Annotated in this window: 17 protein-coding genes and 3 tRNA genes; 14 read left to right on the plus strand and 6 right to left on the minus strand. The window is 71.2% G+C overall.

The genetic code is table 11. From position 1 onward, the window contains the following. Positions 1-26 precede the first annotated feature (26 nt). The 3 genes from OG927_RS11850 (at position 27) to OG927_RS11860 (ending at position 1,329) form a co-directional block, all read left to right on the plus strand. Positions 27-368: a hypothetical protein gene (locus OG927_RS11850; RefSeq protein ID WP_056798165.1), complete on the plus strand. Its 342-nt coding sequence runs from the start codon at positions 27-29 to the stop codon at positions 366-368. Positions 369-563: 195 nt separating this feature from the next. Next, positions 564-1,265, plus strand: a complete 702-nt coding sequence (locus OG927_RS11855; RefSeq protein ID WP_063887971.1) for a bifunctional DNA primase/polymerase — start codon at positions 564-566, stop codon at positions 1,263-1,265. Then, positions 1,256-1,329: transfer RNA gene (locus OG927_RS11860), tRNA-Lys, on the plus strand. The genes OG927_RS11855 and OG927_RS11860 overlap by 10 nt, the downstream gene beginning before the upstream one ends. A gap of 83 nt (positions 1,330-1,412) precedes the next feature. Here the strand turns inward: OG927_RS11860 and OG927_RS11865 are convergent. Further along, complete coding sequence (locus OG927_RS11865; protein WP_056798171.1) at positions 1,413-2,654, minus strand: M6 family metalloprotease domain-containing protein; 1,242 nt, start codon at positions 2,652-2,654, stop codon at positions 1,413-1,415. Between the two features lie 392 nt (positions 2,655-3,046). Here OG927_RS11865 and OG927_RS11870 point away from each other — a divergent pair, with 392 nt between their 5' ends. Continuing rightward, on the plus strand, positions 3,047-4,900 hold the full coding sequence (locus tag OG927_RS11870) for a putative bifunctional diguanylate cyclase/phosphodiesterase (RefSeq protein WP_330320130.1): 1,854 nt from the start codon (positions 3,047-3,049) through the stop codon (positions 4,898-4,900). A gap of 5 nt (positions 4,901-4,905) precedes the next feature. On the opposite strand, the gene OG927_RS11875 is transcribed toward OG927_RS11870, so the two are convergent. Together OG927_RS11875 and OG927_RS11880 are read right to left on the minus strand one after the other, a co-directional pair. After that, positions 4,906-6,003: an LLM class flavin-dependent oxidoreductase gene (locus tag OG927_RS11875; protein ID WP_056798177.1), complete on the minus strand. Its 1,098-nt coding sequence runs from the start codon at positions 6,001-6,003 to the stop codon at positions 4,906-4,908. Between the two features lie 88 nt (positions 6,004-6,091). After that, complete coding sequence (locus tag OG927_RS11880) at positions 6,092-6,856, minus strand: maleate cis-trans isomerase family protein (RefSeq protein ID WP_056798774.1); 765 nt, start codon at positions 6,854-6,856, stop codon at positions 6,092-6,094. Between the two features lie 186 nt (positions 6,857-7,042). Here OG927_RS11880 and OG927_RS11885 point away from each other — a divergent pair, with 186 nt between their 5' ends. The 7 genes from OG927_RS11885 to OG927_RS11915 all read left to right on the plus strand — a co-directional run bounded on the left by OG927_RS11885 (position 7,043) and on the right by OG927_RS11915 (position 12,490). Beyond that, a complete protein-coding gene (locus OG927_RS11885; RefSeq protein WP_056798180.1) occupies positions 7,043-8,005 on the plus strand; it encodes a D-2-hydroxyacid dehydrogenase in 963 nt (320 codons plus the stop codon). Positions 8,006-8,215: 210 nt separating this feature from the next. Further along, the gene (gene ehuB / locus OG927_RS11890; RefSeq protein ID WP_124282234.1) at positions 8,216-9,118 is read left to right on the plus strand and encodes an ectoine/hydroxyectoine ABC transporter substrate-binding protein EhuB; all 903 of its coding nucleotides are present in this window, start codon (positions 8,216-8,218) and stop codon (positions 9,116-9,118) included. Positions 9,119-9,137: 19 nt separating this feature from the next. Then, positions 9,138-9,872, plus strand: coding sequence for an ectoine/hydroxyectoine ABC transporter permease subunit EhuC (gene ehuC / locus OG927_RS11895; protein ID WP_124282233.1), 735 nt, complete (start codon positions 9,138-9,140; stop codon positions 9,870-9,872). Next, positions 9,869-10,510, plus strand: coding sequence for an ectoine/hydroxyectoine ABC transporter permease subunit EhuD (ehuD, locus tag OG927_RS11900; protein WP_056798191.1), 642 nt, complete (start codon positions 9,869-9,871; stop codon positions 10,508-10,510). The genes ehuC and ehuD overlap by 4 nt, the downstream gene beginning before the upstream one ends. Further along, positions 10,500-11,333 (plus strand): ectoine/hydroxyectoine ABC transporter ATP-binding protein EhuA, encoded by an 834-nt coding sequence (ehuA, locus tag OG927_RS11905; RefSeq protein WP_056798195.1) that lies wholly within the window; start codon positions 10,500-10,502, stop codon positions 11,331-11,333. Before ehuD ends, ehuA begins: the two co-directional genes overlap by 11 nt. A 167-nt stretch (positions 11,334-11,500) precedes the next feature. Next, the gene (locus OG927_RS11910; RefSeq protein WP_124282231.1) at positions 11,501-12,259 is read left to right on the plus strand and encodes an IclR family transcriptional regulator; all 759 of its coding nucleotides are present in this window, start codon (positions 11,501-11,503) and stop codon (positions 12,257-12,259) included. A gap of 157 nt (positions 12,260-12,416) precedes the next feature. Next, positions 12,417-12,490, plus strand: a tRNA-Lys gene (locus tag OG927_RS11915). A 76-nt stretch (positions 12,491-12,566) separates the two neighbouring features. On the opposite strand, the gene OG927_RS11920 is transcribed toward OG927_RS11915, so the two are convergent. The 3 genes from OG927_RS11920 to OG927_RS11930 all read right to left on the minus strand — a co-directional run bounded on the left by OG927_RS11920 (position 12,567) and on the right by OG927_RS11930 (position 16,330). Continuing rightward, positions 12,567-13,157, minus strand: a complete 591-nt coding sequence (locus OG927_RS11920) for a lytic polysaccharide monooxygenase auxiliary activity family 9 protein (RefSeq protein ID WP_056798202.1) — start codon at positions 13,155-13,157, stop codon at positions 12,567-12,569. A 159-nt stretch (positions 13,158-13,316) separates the two neighbouring features. Beyond that, on the minus strand, positions 13,317-15,008 hold the full coding sequence (locus OG927_RS11925) for an SPFH domain-containing protein (protein ID WP_330320131.1): 1,692 nt from the start codon (positions 15,006-15,008) through the stop codon (positions 13,317-13,319). Between the two features lie 38 nt (positions 15,009-15,046). Then, entirely contained in the window at positions 15,047-16,330 is a 1,284-nt protein-coding gene (locus OG927_RS11930) for a peptidoglycan-binding protein (protein ID WP_330320132.1), read from the minus strand. A gap of 169 nt (positions 16,331-16,499) precedes the next feature. On the opposite strand from OG927_RS11930, the gene OG927_RS11935 reads away from it, so the two are divergent. The 3 genes from OG927_RS11935 to glxA all read left to right on the plus strand — a co-directional run bounded on the left by OG927_RS11935 (position 16,500) and on the right by glxA (position 20,827). Further along, positions 16,500-16,573 (plus strand) — tRNA-Lys (locus tag OG927_RS11935). Positions 16,574-16,961: 388 nt separating this feature from the next. Continuing rightward, positions 16,962-18,896, plus strand: coding sequence for a glycosyltransferase family 2 protein (locus OG927_RS11940; protein WP_330320133.1), 1,935 nt, complete (start codon positions 16,962-16,964; stop codon positions 18,894-18,896). Then, the gene (gene glxA / locus OG927_RS11945) at positions 18,893-20,827 is read left to right on the plus strand and encodes a radical copper oxidase GlxA (protein WP_209470458.1); all 1,935 of its coding nucleotides are present in this window, start codon (positions 18,893-18,895) and stop codon (positions 20,825-20,827) included. Before OG927_RS11940 ends, glxA begins: the two co-directional genes overlap by 4 nt. The last annotated feature ends 31 nt before the right edge of the window (positions 20,828-20,858 follow it).

Genomic DNA, 20,858 nt, shown 5'->3' on the forward strand with positions numbered 1-20,858 from the left:
CCGGCCGTACGAGGAAGGAACACCACATGGCACACCCCGAGCGGAACGAGCGGCAGAGGCTGCGCCCCGCACCGCTGCTCTTCGAGCCGTCGGAGGCGGCGTCCGATCCTGAGCACTTCTTCGACCTGGAGTCGATGGACGACCCGAAGGAGCTGCTGGCCCGCGCGACGGAGCTGACGCTCGCCTTCCGGGCCGCGACCGACCGGGCCGTGGAGTTCCAGGCGGTGGCCGCCGCGCAGCTCGCCGATCCGCGCCGGTTCGACCGGCTCACGGCCGCGGACATAGCGGAGCGCGCGGAGTGGACCGAGGACTACGCCAAGAAGATGATCGAGTTCGGCCGGTCCCTGCTCAACGCCCCCCAGCCCTGACACCCGGTTCCGCCCGCGGCGGGCGGATCGGTCTCCGCGGCATCCGTCGGCACCGGCTCCGCCGACCCGGGCCCGGTCACTCCGGGTACAGCCTCTGGCATATGCCGTCGGGCAAGATACTCCGTCGGAGTCCGCCGCGTCCGGTTTTCGGCAACTCTCGGAAACAGGAGCGTCACTCCGGGTAGACCTGTCGTCATGAGTGCCTGGCTGAAAGACGAAACGACCCTGCACCCCGGTGCCACCCCGCACCACGGCGTCGACATCTTCACCCTGCTGCGGGACCGCACCGAGAACCGGGCGACCGACGACCGGGCCGCCCAGGTCACCGCCTCCGGAGCCGCCTGGCTGGCCGGAGCCACTCCGTACCCCCGCAGCACGCTCTCGCAGTGGGAGTCCCGCCCCGGCTCGCCGGGCGTCCTCCCGTGCGGCTCCTCCTTCGACGTGGTGAACGTCCCCGCCCTGTTCGGCCGGCAGCTGCTGGAGCAGCTGTGGGCCGAGGGCCCGGGTTCCGGCCCGGTCGCCACGCACCGCGGCCGGATGCTGCTGTTCGCCTCTCCCGGCACCGCCCAGCGGCTGCCCTCCCTGCTGGCCTGGGAGGAGTGGGGCACGGGATCCGCCGAACGCCCCCGGACACCTCAGACCTCCATGCCCCCACTGCTCTGCCACGGCGCGGGCGACGCGGTCACCGTCCCTCCGCTGGTCGGCGGATCACACACCGGCGGGCCCCGCTGGGTGGTCGCCCCCGACACGCGCAACCCGTGGCTGCCGGGCCCGGACGTGCTGCTCTGGGCCTGTGTGCGGGTGGGCAGGTCGGCGGCCCCTTCGACCACCGGAGATTCGATTTTTCCTCCGGCGGATCCGGGTGCTAGTGTCTACGACGTCACCAGGCGCCGTTAGCTCAGTTGGTTAGAGCAGCTGACTCTTAATCAGCGGGTCCGGGGTTCGAGTCCCTGACGGCGCACAGACGGAAGAAGCCCCCTCGCGAGAGCGAGGGGGCTTCTTCGTGTGCGTCCGCCGCTCGGGCGCCTGGACCGTCCGGACGGATCAGACGCCGGTGGTGATCCGGACGGTCCAGGCGCCCGACCGCGTCCGGTCGGCGACCTCGATCCGGACGCGTTCACCCGGCACGGAGTAACGCTCGCCCTCCCGGAGCGGGGCGTCCGCGAGCGGCGGGTAGACCGACCGGTCCCAGCAGGCGTCGGACTCGGGGTGGGTGTCCAGCACCTCCACCGGTCCGCCGCCGGACGGCGTCGCGTTGCGGACGCGGTAGACCAGGACGCCCTCGGTACAGGTCGACCGGTCGTTGCCGGTGGCGCTGCGGGCCTCGATGGCCAGGGCGCTGTCCTCGCCGGTGCGGACGACCGCGAGGCGGGTGCCGAGGGACGCGCCGCTCACCGGCACCTCGGCCATGGGTTCGAGGGTGAGGTCGGCGCCGCCCTGCACACAGACCACCTGCTCCCGGTCCAGCCAGCCGAGCTTCCACTTGTGCCAGCCGAACAGGTCCGGCGCAAGTCCGAACTGGCTGCCCATCACGTCCCAGTCCCCGACGAAGGTGTCCCAGTCGCCCTTGCCGTCGACCGGCCGGTGGTAGAGGTCGGCCAGGTCGAAGACGTGCCCGGTCTCGTGCGCGAGGACGTTCCGGTCCGGCGGGTGTTCCTCGAACAGGGTGACCACCCGCTTGATGTCCGTGCCGTCCGCCCGGAGCGGCCGGTCGAAGTTGACGACCTTCGTGGCGTCGGAGTCGACTCCGGGCGCGTCCGGGTCGGCGACGAGGTAGACGATGTCGTACGCGGAGAAGTCGGTCCGGCCGTCGGCGGCCCGGATCGCGTCGCGAAGGTAGTCGCTGCGCCGCTCGGCGTCCCAGTCACGCCGTATCCCGTACCGGGTGGAGGGGTGCGGCATCCGGGTCCACCGCCGCTGCGGGTGGGCGCGCAGGACGAACTTCCCGTACGAGGCCCGCTGGAAGAACCGGGTGGTGGAGGGGAAGTAGTCCGCGGCGAGCATCTCGGGCGACACGACGGGATCGGAGTCCGGGAACGAGAGGAAGACCATCACCGCGTCGAGGCCGCGGTCGGGGCGCGGATAGGTGTCGTTCCAGGTGTCCAGGCCGAGCGAGTGGTGGGCTCCGGTCCGGGGCAGGGCGCACGGGCCCGCGTCCCGTGATGCTCCCACGGCGGGCCCGGCGACGAGACCGATGGCAGCGAGCGCCAGGAGAGAGGTGAGGGCGGCCGCCGCACTGCGCAGGCTCGACCTCTCCACTCCCCCGGGTCCGTGCTGACGCGGCACATCGACCTCCGGGTGGCGAACGCGGGACATCCCCCTCACCCTCTGCCGGTCCGGTGCCGTACGCCCTGTTGTGCTGCCCCACACGGGTCAGCGAGTCGCGCAGATGGCCGCCACCTCACGCACAGACAGTCACAATCGATCACCCGGCCCGCGCAACAGAACAGATCAGCACAGAAGCGATCAGCCCTGGGCAAAGAGGGGGCGCCTTCCTCGGTGTGGGCCATGCGCGTGCCGCAGACCGGAATCGGCGGTCGCGCTGGAACGGCCGACACGCCACCCTCTATGCTTCAGCTCGCTTTCCCGCGTGGTTTCCGCCTCTGGCACGGCACTCCACCCGATGACCCCTGCCCGGCCAACCTGTTCACGACAATCTGCACCAGCGGGAGCGAGCGGTGAGCGGAACCTCCGAAGGGCCGATGCCCCCGACAGGCAGGGCCCCGGACACCGGGCGATCGGTCTTCACGCAGAGTGATCACCAGGACTCCGCCCTCGCCGCGCTGCGCGACTACCGTTCCGCGTTCCAGGTGGCCGCCCTCCCCATGGCCGTCGTCGACCACCGGGGCGAAGTCGTCCGGGCCAACGACGCGCTGGGCGGACTGCTCGGCACCGACCCCGGTTCACTGGCCCGCCGGCCCGCCGCCGACCTCGTCGGCCTGACGTCGGACCACCGCACCCGGCACGCGTACGACGAGGTCCTGCTCGGCACGCGGTCCCGGCTCCGCTGCACCCGGCGGCTCAAGCACTCCGACGGCCGGACCCTGTGGGCCGAGGTCACCGTCGTACCGGTGGGAAGCCCCTCCACGGGCCAGGACCCCGGACCGGGCACCGTGCTCCTGTCCGTCGCGGACATCAGCGACCGGCACGAACTGCAGCAGCGGCTGCGCCATCTCCGGATGCACGATCCGGTGACCCGGCTGGCCAACCGGACCCTGTTCTTCGAACGGCTCTCCACCGCCCTGGAGACTCCGCCGTTCCAGGACGACTCACTGCCCGGGCACGGCCGGATCGGCCTCTGCTACCTGGATCTCGACGGCTTCAAGGCCGTCAACAACACGCTGGGGCACAGCACCGGCGACCGGCTGCTCGCCGCCGTCGCCACCCGGCTCACCGACTGCGCGGAGGCCGACGGCCACCGGCGCGCCGGCGGGCACCTGGTGGCGCGTCTGGGCGGTGACGAGTTCGCGATCCTGGTGGAGGACTCGGCGGGCACGCACCAGCTCACCGAGCTCGCCCGCGCGGTGCTCACCGCGCTCCAGCGGCCCTTCGACCTGGCCGGGCAACGGCTCTCGGTGTCCGCCTCGATCGGGGTGGTGGAGCGGGCGTCCGCGGGCACCTCGCCCACCGGCCTGATGCAGGCCGCGGACACCACGCTGTACTGGGCGAAGGCGGACGGCCGGGCCCGCTGGACGCTCTTCGACCCCGAGCGCAACGCGCACCGGATGACCCGGCAGGCGCTCTCGGCCACGCTCGGGCCGGCCGTCGAACGGGGTGAGTTCACGCTGGAGTACCAGCCGCTGGTCGGCATGGCCGACGAGGTCGTACGGGGCGTGGAGGCCCTGGTCCGGTGGGCTCACCCGCAGTTCGGGACGCTCCCGCCGAGCCGGTTCGTCCCGATCGCGGAGGAGGACGGCACGATCGTCCAGCTCGGCCGGTGGGTGCTGCGTACCGCCTGTCGTCAGGCACGCCGCTGGCAGCTCGACCACCCGGACGGGCAGCCGCTGTTCATCAGCGTCAACGTCGCGGTCCGCCAGGTCCGGGACTCCGACCTGACCGCCGACGTGGCGGAGATCCTCGCCGAGACCGGCCTCGAACCGAGCCTGCTGCAGCTGGAGTTGACGGAGTCCGCCGTGATGGGTTCGTCGGGCCGGCCGCTGCGGGTGCTCCAGTCGCTCAGCGACATGGGCGTCCGCATCGCGATCGACGACTTCGGCACCGGCTACTCGAACCTCGCCTATCTGAGCCGGCTTCCGGTCTCCGTGCTGAAGCTGGACGGCTCCTTCGTGCGCGGTTTCCGTTACGAGGACGGCGCGCACCCCAGCCCGGCCGACGAGACGATCGTCGAGGCCATGGTGCAGCTGGCACACCGCCTGGGCCTGACGGTCACCGCGGAGTGCGTGGAGACGTCGGGCCAGGCGGAGCGGCTGCGGCGGATCGGCTGCGACACCGGGCAGGGCTGGCTGTACTCCCGTGCGGTGGCCCCGGAGCGCATCGCGGAACTGATCGGCGCCAGGCCGCCGGGGAGCTGACGCGATCAGGCCCCGGGCAGCCCGTACGCGTCGGCGATCAGCTCGTACGAGCGCAGCCGGGCCTCGCCCCCGTGCGCGTTGGCCGTGATCATCAGCTCGTCCGCGCCGGTGCGCTTGGCCAGGTCGTCCAGGCCGCTGCGGACCTCGTCCGCCGTGCCGTGGACGATGTTGGTCAGCCAGCCGTCGACGAATTCGCGCTCCATGGGGCTGAAGTCGTGGGCCTCGGCCTCCTCGGGGCTCGGCACGAGTCCCGGGCGCCCGGTGCGGAGCCGGACCATCGAAAGGGCGCCGGTCAGCACCTGACGGCGCGCCTCGCGCTCCTCGTCGGCGGCCAGCGCCGCGACGCCGATCAGGGCGTACGGGGCGTCGAGGACCGCGGACGGCTTGAAGGACTCCCGGTACAGGTCGAGGGCGGGCACGGTGTTCTGGGCCGAGAAGTGGTGGGCGAAGGCGAAGGGCAGCCCGAGGACGCCGGCCAGTCGGGCACTGAAGCCGGAGGAACCCAGCAGCCAGATGGGCGGCCGGCCCGCCGACTGGACGCCGCCGGGCGAGGTGGCCTGAACCGGGCCGGGAACGGCGTGGATCCGGGCGTAGGGGTGGCCGTCCGGGAAGTCGTCGTCGAGGAAGCGGGTCAGCTCGGCGAGCTGCTGGGGGAAGTCGTCGGCACCCTCGTTGAGCCGGTCGGTACGGCGCAGGGCCGCCGCCGTCGCGCCGTCGGTGCCGGGGGCCCGGCCGAGACCGAGGTCGACCCGGCCCGGCGCCATCGCCTCCAGCGTGCCGAACTGCTCGGCGATCACCAGCGGGGCGTGGTTGGGCAGCATCACACCGCCGGAGCCGAGCCGGATGCGCTCGGTGTGCGCGGCCAGGTGGGCCAGGATCACGGCGGGGGACGACGAGGCCACACCGGGCATGGAGTGGTGCTCGGCGACCCAGAAGCGGTGGAAGCCGCGGCTCTCGGCGAGCTTCGCGATGTCCACGCTGGTGCGCAGGGCCTGGGTCGCGGTGCGGCCCTGCCCCACGGTCACCAGATCGAGCACGGACAGGGGCACGGGGGCCGTCCCGCTTGCGGTGCCGCGAATCTCGTCGCCTCGGTTCTCGTCCACGTGTCCGGCCTCTCCATGCAGCGTCTGTGTATCGGAGAGTACGAACAGGAGGATGGCTCCGCTTATTCCCGGCCGCTGTTCCGCACCGCTACTCCCGGACCTCGATGCCCCGTCGCTCGGCCGCGCCGATCGGGGGCTCGCGGGTGGCGAAGAGCGTGCCGAGCGTGGGCGCCCAGATCCGCCGGTCGGTGAGCCGGAGCCCTTCCCAGACCGCCACCTGGTTCGCGGTGAGCACCGGCTTGCCGAGCAGCTCCTCCAGCTCGGGGACGTACGCCGCGGTGTGCAGGGCGTTGTCCGGGAGCAGCACCACTTCCGCGTCCGGGTGGTCGCCCGCCACCGCCAGTTCCTTCACCCGCTCCGGTCCGCAGCCGGCGGCCTCCGCGGCGGTGATCATGCCACTGCCCCGGACGCCCGTCACCTCGATGCCCGAGGCCTCCAGGAAGTCGGCGAAGAGCGCGGCGATGTCCTGTGGGTACGTGGCGGCGACCGCCACCCGGGTGGCGCCCAGTTCGCGTACCGCGTGCGTGAAGGCGAAGGACGTACTGGAGGCGGGCAGTCCCGCGGCCCGGGCCAGGGCCGCGTTCTGCTCCTGGGCCCCTTCCCGGCCCCGGACGAAGCCGGCGCCGCTGCTGGCCCAGACGAGCGACTCGGCGCCCGCCATCCGCAGCTCCTCGACGCCCGCGGCGAGGCGCTCCGGGGTGCCGGCCCCGCGCAGGGCCTCGACACTGCGGGAGTCCTCGTCGACGTCGGTGTGGAACAGCGGCAGTCTGATGTCGCTGTCGAGCATGACCTCCATCCGCGGGAAGTCGTCCTCCGCGGCGTGGCCCGGGTAGAGAAGTCCTACGGTCGTCATGTCCATCCTTCCTGCGCGTCCGGATGTCCCGCCCGTCGCTTGCCGTGCGACGTGTGTCACCGCTGCCCCTGCTGAGGTCAAGTATTCCTCCCATGGCCGCATATCGTCGCCCGCAACAGGTGTGACCTGCGGTTTCCCATGCCGTGTTGACGGCGGCACGACCTGGTGCGAGCGTGGTGAATCCTGATGGCCGCTCCCGTGATCCTCGTCCTGGACGCCGCCCCGTCACCGCGCCTCGGCCGGCTGACCGGGCAGGCCCGCATCGTGTACACCGACGAGCGGAGCCTCGCCGAGCGGCTGCCCGAAGCGGACGTGCTGCTGGTCTGGGACTTCACCTCCGACGCGGTCCGCGCGGCCTGGCCGGACGACGGGCCGCGGCCCCGATGGGTGCACACGGCGAGTGCGGGGGTGGACCGGCTGCTCTGCCCCGGGCTCGCCGCCTCGCACGGCACCGTGGTCACCAACGCCCGGGGCGTCTTCGAGCTGCCGGTCGCCGAATACGTGGCGGGACTGGTGCTCGCCTTCGCCAAGGACCTTCCGCTGACGCTGGAGCTCCAGCGTCAGCGGCTCTGGCGCCACCGGGAGACCCGGCAGCTCGCCGGCAGTCGCGCGGTCGTCGTCGGCGCGGGGCCGATCGGCCGGGAGATCATGCGGCTGCTGCACGGCCTCGGCGTCCAGGTGGCACTCGTGGGGCGCACGGCACGCCGCACGATCCACGGCCCCGAGGACCTGGACCGGCTGGCGGCCGGTGCCGACTGGGTGATCTGCGCGGCCCCGCTGACGGAGTCGACGCGCGCGATGTTCGACGCGCGCTTCTTCGGCCTGCTCCAGCCGTACGCCCGGTTCATCAACGTGGGCCGCGGGCCGGTGGTGGTCGAGGACGATCTGGCAGAGGCCCTGCGCAGGCGCTGGATCGCGGGCGCCGCGCTCGACGTGTTCCAGGAGGAACCGCTGAGTCCGGACAGCCCTCTGTGGACCACCCCCGGCCTGCTGGTGTCCCCGCACATGAGCGGGGACACGGCCGGCTGGCGGGACCGGCTGGGCGAGCAGTTCGTTTCGATGTACGAGCAGTGGGCATCCGGACTGACGCTCCCCAACGTGGTGGACATACAGCGTGGTTACGTACCTTCACCGGACATTCCCCTCTGACGTTCCTGCATAACGGCCAGTCATGGACCAAACGGACGGCGGCCATACGCCCCGCACCCGTCTGGTCGCCCTCCGCTCGCGACGAGACACGGGAAGGTCACCCTCCGGCCACCGTTCGATTACATGGCAGCGCTTCCTGCATAGACGTACGGGATCGGGCAGGCACTCACCCTGTCCGGACTGCCCCACGCCTCCAGGAGATTGCGAACCATGGCTGACTTCCCGAACCTGTCCCGCCGGGGTTTCCTCAACCGATCGGCAGCCGTGGGCGGACTGCTCGTCGTTCCCGGTCTGCTCACCGCCTGCAGCAAGACCGACGCCGGTGCGGCGAACGGCGAGGGCGCCCTCGACAAGCTCCGCAAACAGGGATTCGTCCGGGTCGCGTACGCCAACGAGGCCCCTTACGGCTACCTGGAGGGCAAGGAGCTGAAGGGCGAGGCCCCCACCCTGCACCGGGAGATCTTCAAGGCGCTCGGCGTCGACGAGCTGAAGCCCACCCTCTCCGAGTGGGACGGCCTGATCCCCGGCCTGCAGGCCGGGAAGTACGACGTCGTCAGCGCGGGCATGGCCATCACCCCGGAGCGCTGCGCCAACGCCCTCTTCTCCGAGCCGGAGTTCATCTCCCCCACCGCGCTGATGGTCAGGAAGGGCAACCCGGAGAAGCTCACCGACCTGGCGTCCGCGAAGGCCGCCGGCGTCACCGTCGGCGTGATGTCCGGCGCGGTCGAGGGCTCGTACGCCGAGGGTGCGGGCATCCCCGAGGGGAAGATCAAGACGCTGCAGAAGCCGCAGGACGGCGCCGACGCGGTCAAGGGCGGCCGGATCGACGCGTTCCTGCTCACCGGCATCTCACTGCGCTGGCTGGCGAAGACCAACCCGGACACCGAGGTCACCGAGGCCTTCGTGCCGGAGCTGGACGGGAAGCAGCAGTTCTCCCCGGGCGGAGCGGTCTTCCGCACGGGCAACGAGGACCTGCGGGACTCCTTCAACCGCGAGCTGAAGAAGATCGTCTCGGACAGGTCGCGCTATGTGGGCCTGCTGGAGGAGTACGGCTTCGGCGCGACGGAGATCCCGCCGGCCACCCTGAAGACCGCCGATCTGTGCAAGGGCTGACGGGGACGGACCACACCGTATGAGTGACTTCCTCTCCACACTCGTCGACGAGTTCCCGCAGGTGAGAGCGGGGTTGTGGGTGACGCTCCAGGCCACCGTCCTGGGCTCCCTGCTCGCCCTGCTGCTGTCGTTCACCCTCGGCCTGATGGCGGGCAGCAAACTGCTCCTGGTGCGCGGGGTCTCCCGGACCGTCGTGGAGTTCTTCCGCGGCACCTCGCTCTACATCCAGTTGTTCTGGCTCTACTACGCGATGCCCCAGCTCACCGGGTACGAACTGACGCCGGTGGTCTGCGGGGTCGTCGCCTTCGGCCTCAACTACGGTGCGTACGGCTCGGAGATCGTGCGCGGCGCGATCAACTCCGTGCCCCGCGCGCAGTACGAGGCGGCCGTGGCGCTGAACATGAGCCCCTTCCACCGGATGCGGAAGGTGATCCTGCCGCAGGCCTGGGTGCAGATGATCCCCTCCTTCACCAACCTGCTGATCCAGCTGCTGAAGTGCACGCCCCTGCTGTGGCTGATCTCCGCGGCCGACCTGATGACGGTGGTCCAGCAGATCCGCGACCGCACCGGTGAGACCCTCACCGCCTACCTCACCCTGCTGGCCGCCTACTTCGTCCTCGCCTACGCCCTGACCCTGCTGATGAACCTGCTGGAGCGGAGCGCCAAGCGGCGGCTCGGGCTGCACACCGGTACCAGGAGCCTGCTCAGGACCCGCAGCGCGGAAGCCGCCACGACCGCCGGAGGTGCCCGGTGAACGCATTCGACTGGGATGCCGTCGGGGAAGCCCTTCCCCTGCTGCTCGAAGGATTCCGGGTCACCCTCCTCGCGACCGTGCTCGGCACGCTCGTCGCGGCGGTGCTCGGGCTGGCCATCGCGGTGGCCGGGCGGGCGCCGTCACGCCTCGTCACGGTGCCCGTGAAGGCGGTGATGGAGTTCATCCGCTCCACCCCGCTGCTGGTCCAGCTCGTCGGCGCGGCGGCCCTCTTCACCTCCGTGGAGCCGCTGACCGTCGGCATCGTGGTGCTGGGCGTCCACTACGCCACGTACACCTCCGAGGTGTACCGGGCCGGGATCGACGGTGTGCCCAAGGGCCAGTGGGAGGCCTGCCGGGCGCTCTCGCTGTCGCCCCGGCGGACCTGGCAGGCCGTGATCCTCCCGCAGGCGGTGCGCAACGTACTGCCCGCCCTCGGCAACTACGCGATCTCGATGTTCAAGGAGACGCCCTTCCTCGCCGTGATCACGGTGCAGGAGATGGTCTTCGAGGCCCGGAAGTACGGCGCCGACCACTTCGCGTACACCGAGGCGTTCACGCTCGCGGGACTGGTCTTCCTGGTCGCGAGCTACCCCACCTCGCTGCTGATGAGAAAGCTGGAGAAGCGCCTTGGCCACTGACTCTGCACCCCTGAAGGAACCCGCGGACGCGACCCCGGCCACCGGGACGGCCGCCGTCGAGCCGCTGGTCCGCTTCGACAAGGTCGTCAAGCGGTACGGCGACCACGTCGTCCTGGACGAGCTGGACTTCACCGTGCGGCGCGGCGAGCACGTCACGCTGATCGGACCGAGCGGCTCCGGCAAGACGACCATCCTGCGGCTGCTGATGACGCTGGAGAAGGTCAGCGACGGCGTGATCTGGGTGGACGGCTCACCGCTGTCGCACGTGCGGACTGCCGACGGCTCGCTGAAGCCGGCGGGCGAGAAGCAGCTGCGGGAGTCCCGGAAGAAGATCGGGATGGTCTTCCAGCAGTTCAATCTCTTCCCGAACATGAAGGTGCTCCAGAACATCACCGAGGCCCCGGTGAACGTGCTGGGCATGGCCCGCGAGGAGGCGGAGGCCCGCGCCGTCGACCTGCTCGACCTGGTCGGGCTCTCCGGGAAGGTCGACGCGCACCCCTCCCAGCTCTCCGGGGGCCAGCAGCAGCGCGTCGCCATCGCCCGCGCGCTGGCGATGCGGCCGGAGATCCTGCTGCTCGACGAGGTGACGTCCGCGCTGGACCCGGAGCTCGTGGCGGGTGTGCTGGACCTGCTCGGTGACATCGCACGGAGCACCGACATCACGATGCTCTGCGTGACCCACGAGATGAACTTCGCCCGGGACGTCTCGAAGAAGGTACTGATGTTCGACGCGGGCCGGGTGGTGGAGTCCGGTTCGCCGGAGAAGATCTTCTCCGATCCGGAGCACGAACGTACGCGCGAGTTCCTCAACGCGGTGCTGTGACCTCGCCCTCACCCACCGGACCGTGACTCTGGAATATGCCAAACGGATGCGCCCCAGCTGATGGAGCCGGGGCGCATTCTTGAACTCGTCAACAGCCTCTTCTTGTGGGCCTCTTGGCGGCTATCGTGGTTCAGAAGCTTGCGGTCACAACCTGGTAGGGGGAAACCGTGGCGTTGAAGCCCGAGCCGAAGGCCTCGTTCCACTCGGTGCAGTACGCCCTGCGCGTCCTCGAGTCCGTGAGCACGCACGGTGACGGTGTGACCGAGGCGCAGCTCTCCCGCGAGACGGCCCTGCCGCCCGGGCACCTCTCCTCCCTGCTGCTGACCCTGCGCCGCGAGGGCTACGTCGAGCAGGTGAGCGACGGCGCGTACGTCGTCGGGGCGTCGCTCCTGGATCTCGGCTCCGGCGCGGCCCGCCGGCAGGCCCTGGAGGCGAAGCTCCAGGAGACGCTGGCGCAGCTGCGGGACTCGGTCGGCGCGGCGGTCTACGTCAGCCGGTACGTCGACGGGGAGATCCGGGTCACGCAGATGGCCGACGGACCCCGCACACCCGCGGTCAACGAGTGGGTGGACTTCCGGTCGGCGGCGCACGCCAGCGCGATCGGCAAGTGCCTGCTGACGCAGCTCGACCAGAACGGGCGGCGCGACCACCTCTCCCGGCACCGGACGGCCCGGCTCACCTCCCGGACGATCACCAGCGAGAAGGTGCTGTTCTCGAAGCTGGACAGCCAGCCGGCGACGGTCCCGATGCTCGACCTCCAGGAGTACGCGGTGGGCACGGTGTGCGCCGCGGTCCCCCTGACGGCGGGCTCGTCCGCGGGCTGCCTGGCCCTGTCCCTGCCGATCGAGGACGCGCACCGGCTGCGGGCAGCCGCTGCGACGCTGAACCGCGGGGCGGCGCCCGTGCTCCTGTCGCTGGCGCTCTGAGTCCCGGCCGGACGCGGGGCCCGGGGATCGCCGCCGACCCATATCCGCCTTCGCCGTCCGAGCCCGCACGGGAGGCATCCCGGCGGGCCTCGGGGGGGCCGGGTGGGCACGTGTCATCAGCACCCCTGAGGACCAGGTATTATTTTCGAGTCAGCAGGCGCCGTTAGCTCAGTTGGTTAGAGCAGCTGACTCTTAATCAGCGGGTCCGGGGTTCGAGTCCCTGACGGCGCACGACAACGCAGTGGGCGGTTTCCGGGTTACGGAGACCGCCCACTGCGCTATGTGCTGCCGGTCACCCTGCTACGTCTCAGAACTGGACGTCGGAGCACGCGTAGAACGCGTTGGTGGTGTCCGCGACGTTCCACACGGCCAGGATGATGTGCTTGCCGGTCTTCTGGGTGGGGATGGTGCCCTGGTGGGTCAGCGTCGCCGGGGGCTGCTGGTTTCCGTACGGCACCGTCATGAAGGGCTGCGACTCCAGCGCGGCCCTGGTGAGCGGCTGGCTGGAGTTCCAGCCGTTCTTGGTGATGTAGTACCGGAAGTCGGACGTGGAGTGGCGTGCGGTGAACTGCCAGCGGAAGCTGTAGCCCTGCCCGCCGGTGACCTTGGTGGCGGGCCAGTTGCCGCCTCGGGGATCGTCGAGTTGGGCGAACTGACCGTTCCCGCCGGAACAGATCTTGCCGTCCGCCGGCCCTGCCGCCGGGAAGCCCTTGGGCCCCTCGACGCTCTGCGGCTCCCACTGGATGTTGCCGCAGCCCGTGACGGTGCCGTTGGCACAGAGCTTCTGCCGGCTGATGGGGGAATCCGTGTAGCCGTGGCTGCTGGCACTGCCGGTCGCGAACATGGAGACGCCCGCTATCGCTAGGCCGAGGACGGCCGCGCTTGCCCTTTTCCGCATGCTGTGTGCTCCTTGGAAACGTGGGGGATGTTCCGGGGGCTCTGCTGCGCGCAGGTTGTTGCGGTCTAGACCAAGTCCCAGATTATTGACGCGTCATGAACATGTCCAGACCAATGGGGGACCGGTTTCGCACCGCGGGCGCCGCTCGCCGTACGCCCGTCAGGCCCCGTCCCCCTTGCCGCGGCCGGTGTAGAAGGCCACGGTCAGGTCTCTGACCAGGGCTTTGTGCTCGTAGTCGTCGAGCTCGACGATGCCGCGCGCGGTCAGCCGGCCGACGGTGTCGTCCACCGCGTCGACCACGGACGTCAGCACACCGTCCCGGTGCTCGGCGTCGATGGCCGCCACGCGGCACCGCTGCATCGCGGCCGCGACCTCCGGGGCGTACTCGATCCCGGTCGGCTGCGCGGAGTAGATCTCTACACCCGCCGGCGCACACTCCGCCTTCAGCATCCGGGTCAGCGCGTCCCCGACGGCCTCGGCGTCGCGCAGCGTGCGGGTCTCTTCGAGGAAGGCGTCGGCCGGCAGCTGTGAGAGCACCCGCGCGAGCGCCGCCTCCACCTGGTCGCGCAGATACTGCTCGTGGTCCGCGATGCCGAGCGTGGCACGGACGGTGTCCGTGACCCGCCACACGACGAGGACGACCACGCGCAGCGCGGTGCCGCTCGCGTCCACGGCGGGCAGCGGCTCACTGCGCCAGTGCCGCAGCCGCACGTCCACGCGCCGGCGCAGCAGGAGCGGGGAGACCCAGAGCAGGCCGGTGCGCCGGACACTGCCCCGGTAGTCGCCGAAGAGCGTCAGCACCGAGGCGTACCCGACCCGCCCGCGTCCGAGGCCGCCGAGCGCGAAGAGCACCACGACCGCGAGGAGCGCGAGCGGTGCCCAGACGTCGATGCCGAGGCCGTCGTACGGGCGGCCGCCCAGCCCGAGCCGCGCGGTCACCGTGGCGGGCAGGACCCCGTGCCATCCCAGCAGGCCGAGCCCGGAGGCGATCGCGATCGCCGCGGCGAGCAGGGCGGACCAGCCGGGCAGGACGGGCCCGGGCCGTTCGGTGAGCCGGGGATCGGGCGGGGGCGCGGGCCGCATGGGCCTCTCTGCCCGGGGCGACCGGGGCATCGGAGGCCGCCGGGCCGCGGGCCGCCACTCCGGCACGCCCGGGCCGGTGCGTCTGTCGCCGACGGTCCCGTTGCCGGCGTCGTGACCGCCGTCGTCGCGGAAGAGCAGGTGTACGGGAATGGGGGCGGTGGTCTCGTTGGCGATGACGGGGTACCTGCGCCCCGCCCTCCGCGGGGCGGCCTCACCCGCCCCCACGGAGACGGCTGCCGAGGCGCGCGCGCCACCGTCCGGCAGCCCGGCACCCAGGTCCAGCGGGGCCACCGCGGCACCCAGGTCCAGCGGGCCCACCGCGGTACCCGTCCCCCGGCCCACGGCGGCGACCGCGTCCACCACGTCGAGGTCCAGGTCGAGGAGCAGGTCCATCCCGGCGTCCGCCCGGGCATCAGCCTGGCCGTCCCCGCCGGTCACCGTGGACTGCCCCGCCGGATCGCACACGTCGGCCTCGGTATCCGTGTCCGCCCGCGGCTCCGGCGCGCGTACCTTCACGAGGTCGACCCGGCCGACGACAGCGGGTCCGGACGTCGTGCCCGGTTCCGCGCCCGGCTCCCGCTCCGACGAGAGCGGGGGCGGGGGCGGCGAGGGCGGGGGCACGGTCTCACCGGACACCTCCACCGGCACCGCCTCGGCCGGGACCGGCGCACCGGCCACGCCGCGTCCGGGCCGGGCACCCCACTCGTCCTGTGCATCCCGCCCGCCCCACTTGCCCCACTCGTCCCGCTGATTCTTCGTGGATCCCATTCCCGCCTCCGTCATGTCCGTTCCGTCACCACACGCCGTCACACGAAGAGCCGGCGCCACGTCTCCGGCCCCGGATATCCGTCGGCCTCGCCTCCGCTCCAGCCCTGGGCCCGCTGGAAGGCTTCGACGTTGCGGCGGTCCGCCTCCGTCCAGCGCGGGCCGGCGCCCGCCGCGTAGTGCCTGCCGAATCCCTTCTTCACCAACTGGGCGCCCAGCCTCTGGACATGGCTGCTGGACTGCCCCGGCCGGAAGGCGCTCTTCCCCGGATAGGCCGGGGCGTGGCTCGCACCGCCGGCCGCCCCGGCGGTGGGGATCCTCCGCCCGGCGCCCCTGACCAGCAGATTCCAGGTGTCGGGTCCCGCAATGCCGTCCGCTTCCGGTCCCCTCCACCCCTGCGCCAGCTGGAACGCCCGCGTCGCGCGCCTGTCCGCGTCGGTCCAGCGCGGCCCCGCGGCGGTCGTGTAGTAGCTCTTGCCGCCCTGGGCCACGAGCAGCTTCCCGAGCTGGGTCACGTACGCGCTGTTCGCGCCGGGACCGAACTTCCCGGCACCCGGGAACGCCGTGTCCGCGCCGCTGCCGCCCGTCGCGCCGACGAGGCCGTTGTAGCGGTACGCCACGTATGAGGAGGAGTTGGTCCAGTACGCCATGGGCGTCGTCGCGGCGACGGTGTGCGGGCGGGTCTGCTCGTAGGCGAGGTAGTGACTGTGCGTGTCGTCGGCCCAGCCGCCGAAGATCGTGACGTGCGAACCCGCCGACGGGTCGGCCGGGTTGTGGAAGAGCAGCATGTCCCCGGGCTGCAGATCCGCCCGGGCGATCTTCGTCCCGTGAGCGGCCAGGCTGCCGGTCCACTCGTTGGTGCCGAGGTTCCAGGCCATCGACACATAACCGGAGCAGTCCTGCCGGTACCCGTCCGACCAGTACGCCGACATGCTGTAGGGGACCTTCGCGGACACCCATTTCCGGGCACGGTCGATGATCTCGGCCCGGGTCGTCGTGCGGGGCGCCGTGCCCGGGACGGCGGGCGGCCCAGGGGCTCCGCCGCCGCCCAGGGGCCCGACCGCGCCCTGCGGGTGGACCGGCTGCGGGTCGGTCGGCGTGTCCGCCCGGGCCCCCCGGCCGGCCGCACCGGCGGCGGCGTCGGCCGCTCCGCAGGACAGGACCACCCCCGCCGCCGCGACCAGCACCAGGGCCCGCCGCGCCCCGTGCGCGACAGGGTGGCCTCCGTACCGGACGGGCAGCGCGGCGGCTGTGCGCCGCTGGTGGGCGCACCCCGCGCAGACACAGTCGGCGGCGGGCTCGTACTCCTCGAAGCACACGGTCATAGGGCTCCTCTTCCCCTCGGCAGTCGTCAAGATCTTCCGTATCTCAACTTTCCCGGCATATCCCATGGTGACGGACTAAAGGGAAAAAACGACCATCCGACAGGCCGGGCCCGGAGGGAATTGGTGGGGAGCACCCCCGCCCATCGGGTAAAGTTCTCCAGGTCAGCAGGCGCCGTTAGCTCAGTTGGTTAGAGCAGCTGACTCTTAATCAGCGGGTCCGGGGTTCGAGTCCCTGACGGCGCACGCAACAGCAAGGCCCCCTCACCGAGCGTGAGGGGGCCTTGTTCGTGTGCGCGCCACGCGCCCGGCGCCGCGTACCGGCACACCACCCCGCGGGGCCGCACCCACCCCGGCGCCGAGGCGCCCCGGGGCGCCTCCGGTCACTCCCGTGCGCCCCCTTCGCGCGAGCCTCCCAAATCGGGTTCATCTCTCGTCAAGCAGCCCTTTTCACCCTTGCGATCACGCCACAGATCGGACAATCTGACCTGGTGCTCCACCCCGGGAGGCCCATGGACCCTGGGGTCGGAGGGGGTGGAACACCTGTCCCGATCCCCTCCCCGCGGGGCGGGGGCCCCGCACACGAGCGCATACGCAGAGGTCACGCAGACATCCTGCGTGCGGGGGGACAACCATGACGTCGACGCCGTCGGGCGACCGGCAGCACAACGACCCTGCCCGGACGGTGCAGTTGCGGATACCGCGGCAGCCGCTTCCGGGGGGACCGCGACGGCGCACGGCGAAGACGCTGCCGCGCTACGACTACGAGCACTACAGCAGGCTTGCCGGGCCGCTGACCCAGCCCGACCCGGACCGGCCGTACCGGGTCCGCTACCGCTCGCTCCTCTCGCAGGAGCCGCACCGGATCCGCGCGGCCCTGCTGCTCGGCGCGGCGCCGCTGGTCTCGCTCGGACTGTTCGCCTGGCTGATGCAGCCCGGGCACTGGACGGAGCGCGACCCGAACCTCGGCAACGACACGCTGCTCGTCCTCGACGTCGTGATGCTGGTGTCCATCGGTCTGATCGAGCTGTTCCGCACGATGAACGTCCTGTCGAACGCGCACGCGACGCTGGTGGCCCGCGACCCGGTCCCCGTCGTGCCGGAGAGCGGCACGCGCGTCGCCTTCCTCACGTCCTTCGTGCCGGGCAAGGAGCCCCTGGCGATGGTGACGAGGACGCTGGAGGCGGCCGTCCGGATCCGGCACCGCGGGCCGATGCACGTCTGGCTGCTGGACGAGGGCGACGACCCCGCGGTGAAGGAGGTCTGCGCCCGGCTCGGGGTGCACCACTTCTCCCGCAAGGGCGTCGCCCGCTGGAACAGGGCCACGGGCCCGCACCGCGCGAGGACCAAGCACGGCAACTACAACGCCTGGCTCGACGCGCACGGCGGGGCCTACGACTTCTTCGCCTCGGTCGACACCGACCACGTCCCGCTGCCCAACTACCTGGAGCGGATGCTCGGCTACTTCCGCGACCCGGACATCGGCTTCGTCATCGGCCCGCAGGTCTACGGCAACTACGACACGTTCGTCACGAAGGCCGCGGAGTCCCAGCAGTTCCTCTTCCACGCGCTGATCCAGCGCGCCGGCAACCGCTACGGCGCCCCGATGTTCGTCGGCACGAGCAACGCCGTCCGGATCACGGCCCTCCGGCAGATCGGCGGCCTGTACGACTCGATCACCGAGGACATGGCCACCGGCTTCGAGATCCACCGCCACCGCAACCCGCTGACCGGCCGGAAGTGGCGCTCCGTCTACACCCCGGACGTCCTGGCCGTCGGCGAGGGCCCGACCGCGTGGACGGACTTCTTCACCCAGCAGCTCCGCTGGTCGCGCGGGACCTACGAGACGATTCTCAAGCAGTACTGGAAGGGCTGGTTCTCACTCCCGGCGGGCACGCTCTTCAACTACACGATGATGATCATCTTCTATCCGATGTCCGCCCTGAACTGGATCCTCGCGGCCCTGAGCTGCGCCCTGTTCCTGGGCATGGGCGCCTCCGGCGTGCAGATCGACCCGGTGATCTGGATGATGCTGTACGGCAACGCCTCGGCGCTCCAGATCGGCCTCTACGTATGGAACCGCCGCCACAACGTCTCGCCGCACGAACCGGAGGGGTCCGGCGGGCTCGCCGGCATGGTGATGTCCGCGCTCTCCGCGCCGATCTACGCACGCTCCCTCATGGACGCCGTGCTGCGCCGCAGGAGCTCGTTCGTGGTGACGCCCAAGGGCGACTCGTCCAGCCCGGACACGCTCTTCGGCACCTTCCGCATCCATCTGTTCTTCCTCGTGGTCTTCGGCGGATCGATCGCCGCGTCCTTCGTCCTCGGACACAGCCACCCGGCCATGCTGACCTGGGCCTGCCTGGCCCTGCTGATCACGGCGGCGCCGGTCCTCGGCTGGCGGTACGGCGTCCGCGCCGAGAAGCGGGGGCGCCGCGACGGTCCACCGGCGGGCGCCCCGCCGCAGGAGCCGCAGGAGCCGCAGGAGCCGCAGGAGCCGCAGGAGCCGCAGGAGCCGCAGGACAACGCACAGACCGCGCAGACCGCGCCAGGGGGACGTGACCGATGACCTACCGTCCGAGCAGCCGCACCCGTCGACTGGCGATCGGTACGGCGGTGGTCCTGGCACTCGCGGGGGCCAACGGGCCGTGGCTGTACCGCTTCGGCACCGAGCACTACCACGCGTACCGGATCGACAGACCCGCGTACAAGGCGGCGAACGGCCACTGGGACCTCCTGGACGTCCCCTCCGCCTACCGGATCAACACGATCCACGCGGCGCTGCTGCACACCGGCAAGGTGCTGCTCGTCGCGGGCTCCGGCAACAACCAGGAGAACTTCGACGCGAAGAGCTTCCGTTCGGTGCTGTGGGACCCGGCGAGCGACACGTACGAGAACATCCCCACGCCCGAGGACATGTTCTGCGCGGGCCATACGCAGCTGCCCGACGGGAAGCTCCTCATAGCCGGCGGCACGAAGCGGTACGAGAAGCTCGAGGGCGACGTGACCAGGGCGGGCGGCCTGATGATCGTCCACAACGAGGACCCGGACAAGCCGGTGACGCTGCCCGCGGGCACCCGGTTCACCGGCAAGGAGAACGGCAGGACGTTCGTCTCCAAGGACCCCGTGCTGGTGGAGAAGGCCACCAAGGTCTTCGACCGGAGGACCGGTGCCCACCTGCGCAACGAGCCCGGGCGGGGACGGATCTACGTCGAGGCACAGCGGTCCGGCACGAAGTACGAGACGGGTACGGAGGACAACTACCGGATCGCGGGCCTGTCGGGCTCCGACACCCGCAACGTGTACGGGATCGCGCAGAAGCTGGCCCTCGACAAGAAGGACTTCCAGGGGATCAAGGAGGCCTACGAGTTCGACCCGGTGGCGGAGAAGTACATCTCCGTCGACCCGATGAACGAGGCCCGCTGGTATCCGACCCTCACCACGCTGGAGGACGGCAGGGTCCTCTCCCTGTCCGGGCTGGACGAGATCGGGCAGATCGTGCCCGGCAAGGACGAGATCTACGACCCCCGGACGAAGGAGTGGGAGTACACCGGCATCGTCCGGAGGTTCCCCACGTACCCGGCGGTCTTCCTGCTGAATGACGGCACGCTCTTCTACTCCGGTTCCAACGCCGGCTACGGTCCCGCGGACGTCGGACGGGACCCCGGTGTCTGGGACCTGAGGACGAACACCTTCACGAAGATCCCCGGCATCGGCGACCCGGACAGGCTGGAGACGTCGGCGACCGTGCGGCTGCCGCCCGCCCAGGACGAGAGGTTCATGGTGATCGGCGGTGGCGGGGTCGGCGAGTCCAGGAGGTCCAGCGGGAAGTCCCGCCTGGTCGATCTGCGCGAGCCGCACCCGGAGTTCCGGGACGGCGCGTCCCTCTCCGAGGGCACCCGCTACCCGAGCGCCTCCCTCCTGCCGGACGACTCCGTGCTGGTCACGGGCGGTTCCGGGGACTACCGGGGGCGCGGCGGTTCGGACGTGCTGCAGGCCCGGCTGTACGACGCGGAGTCGGACACCTACGAGCGGGTCGCGGACCCCGCGGTCGGCCGCAACTACCACTCGGGGTCGGTGCTGCTGCCGGACGGCCGGGTCATGATCTTCGGCTCGGACTCGCTGTACGCGGACCGGGCGAACACCCGGCCGGGCACGTTCGAACAGCGCATCGAGATCTACACTCCGCCGTATCTGTACCGCGACGCCCGGCCGGAACTGACGGCGGGGCCGAAGCGGCTCCTGCGGGGCGGTTCGGGACTGTTCACCACGCTGCACGCCTCGTCCATCGCGTCGGCGAAGCTGATCAGGCCCAGTGCGGTCACGCATGTGACGGACACGGATCAGCGGTCGGTCGCGCTGGACCTGGAGAAGTCCGCGGACAGCATCACGGTGACGGTCCCGAAGAGCCGGGCCGTGGTGCCGTCCGGCTGGTACATGCTCTTCGTCACGGATGACGAGGGAACCCCCTCCGAGGGCACCTGGGTGGAGATCCCCTAGCGCCTGCGGCGGGACACCCGGTGCGGGCCCG

This window comes from Streptomyces clavifer (assembly GCF_036345975.1).
In the GTDB taxonomy this organism is placed as follows: Bacteria; Actinomycetota; Actinomycetes; order Streptomycetales; family Streptomycetaceae; genus Streptomyces; species Streptomyces clavifer.

Excerpts from the sequence above, each read along its gene's own strand:
- OG927_RS11940 (WP_330320133.1), top strand. The coding sequence starts at position 16,962 with ATGACGTCGACGCCGTCGGGCGACCGGCAGCACAACGACCCTGCCCGG.
- ehuB (WP_124282234.1), top strand. The coding sequence starts at position 8,216 with ATGGCTGACTTCCCGAACCTGTCCCGCCGGGGTTTCCTCAACCGATCG.
- OG927_RS11880 (WP_056798774.1), bottom strand. The coding sequence starts at position 6,856 with ATGACGACCGTAGGACTTCTCTACCCGGGCCACGCCGCGGAGGACGAC.
- OG927_RS11925 (WP_330320131.1), bottom strand. The coding sequence starts at position 15,008 with ATGGGATCCACGAAGAATCAGCGGGACGAGTGGGGCAAGTGGGGCGGG.
- ehuC (WP_124282233.1), top strand. The coding sequence starts at position 9,138 with ATGAGTGACTTCCTCTCCACACTCGTCGACGAGTTCCCGCAGGTGAGA.
- OG927_RS11855 (WP_063887971.1), top strand. The coding sequence starts at position 564 with ATGAGTGCCTGGCTGAAAGACGAAACGACCCTGCACCCCGGTGCCACC.
- glxA (WP_209470458.1), top strand. The coding sequence starts at position 18,893 with ATGACCTACCGTCCGAGCAGCCGCACCCGTCGACTGGCGATCGGTACG.
- OG927_RS11920 (WP_056798202.1), bottom strand. The coding sequence starts at position 13,157 with ATGCGGAAAAGGGCAAGCGCGGCCGTCCTCGGCCTAGCGATAGCGGGC.
- OG927_RS11885 (WP_056798180.1), top strand. The coding sequence starts at position 7,043 with ATGGCCGCTCCCGTGATCCTCGTCCTGGACGCCGCCCCGTCACCGCGC.
- OG927_RS11930 (WP_330320132.1), bottom strand. The coding sequence starts at position 16,330 with ATGACCGTGTGCTTCGAGGAGTACGAGCCCGCCGCCGACTGTGTCTGC.
- OG927_RS11850 (WP_056798165.1), top strand. The coding sequence starts at position 27 with ATGGCACACCCCGAGCGGAACGAGCGGCAGAGGCTGCGCCCCGCACCG.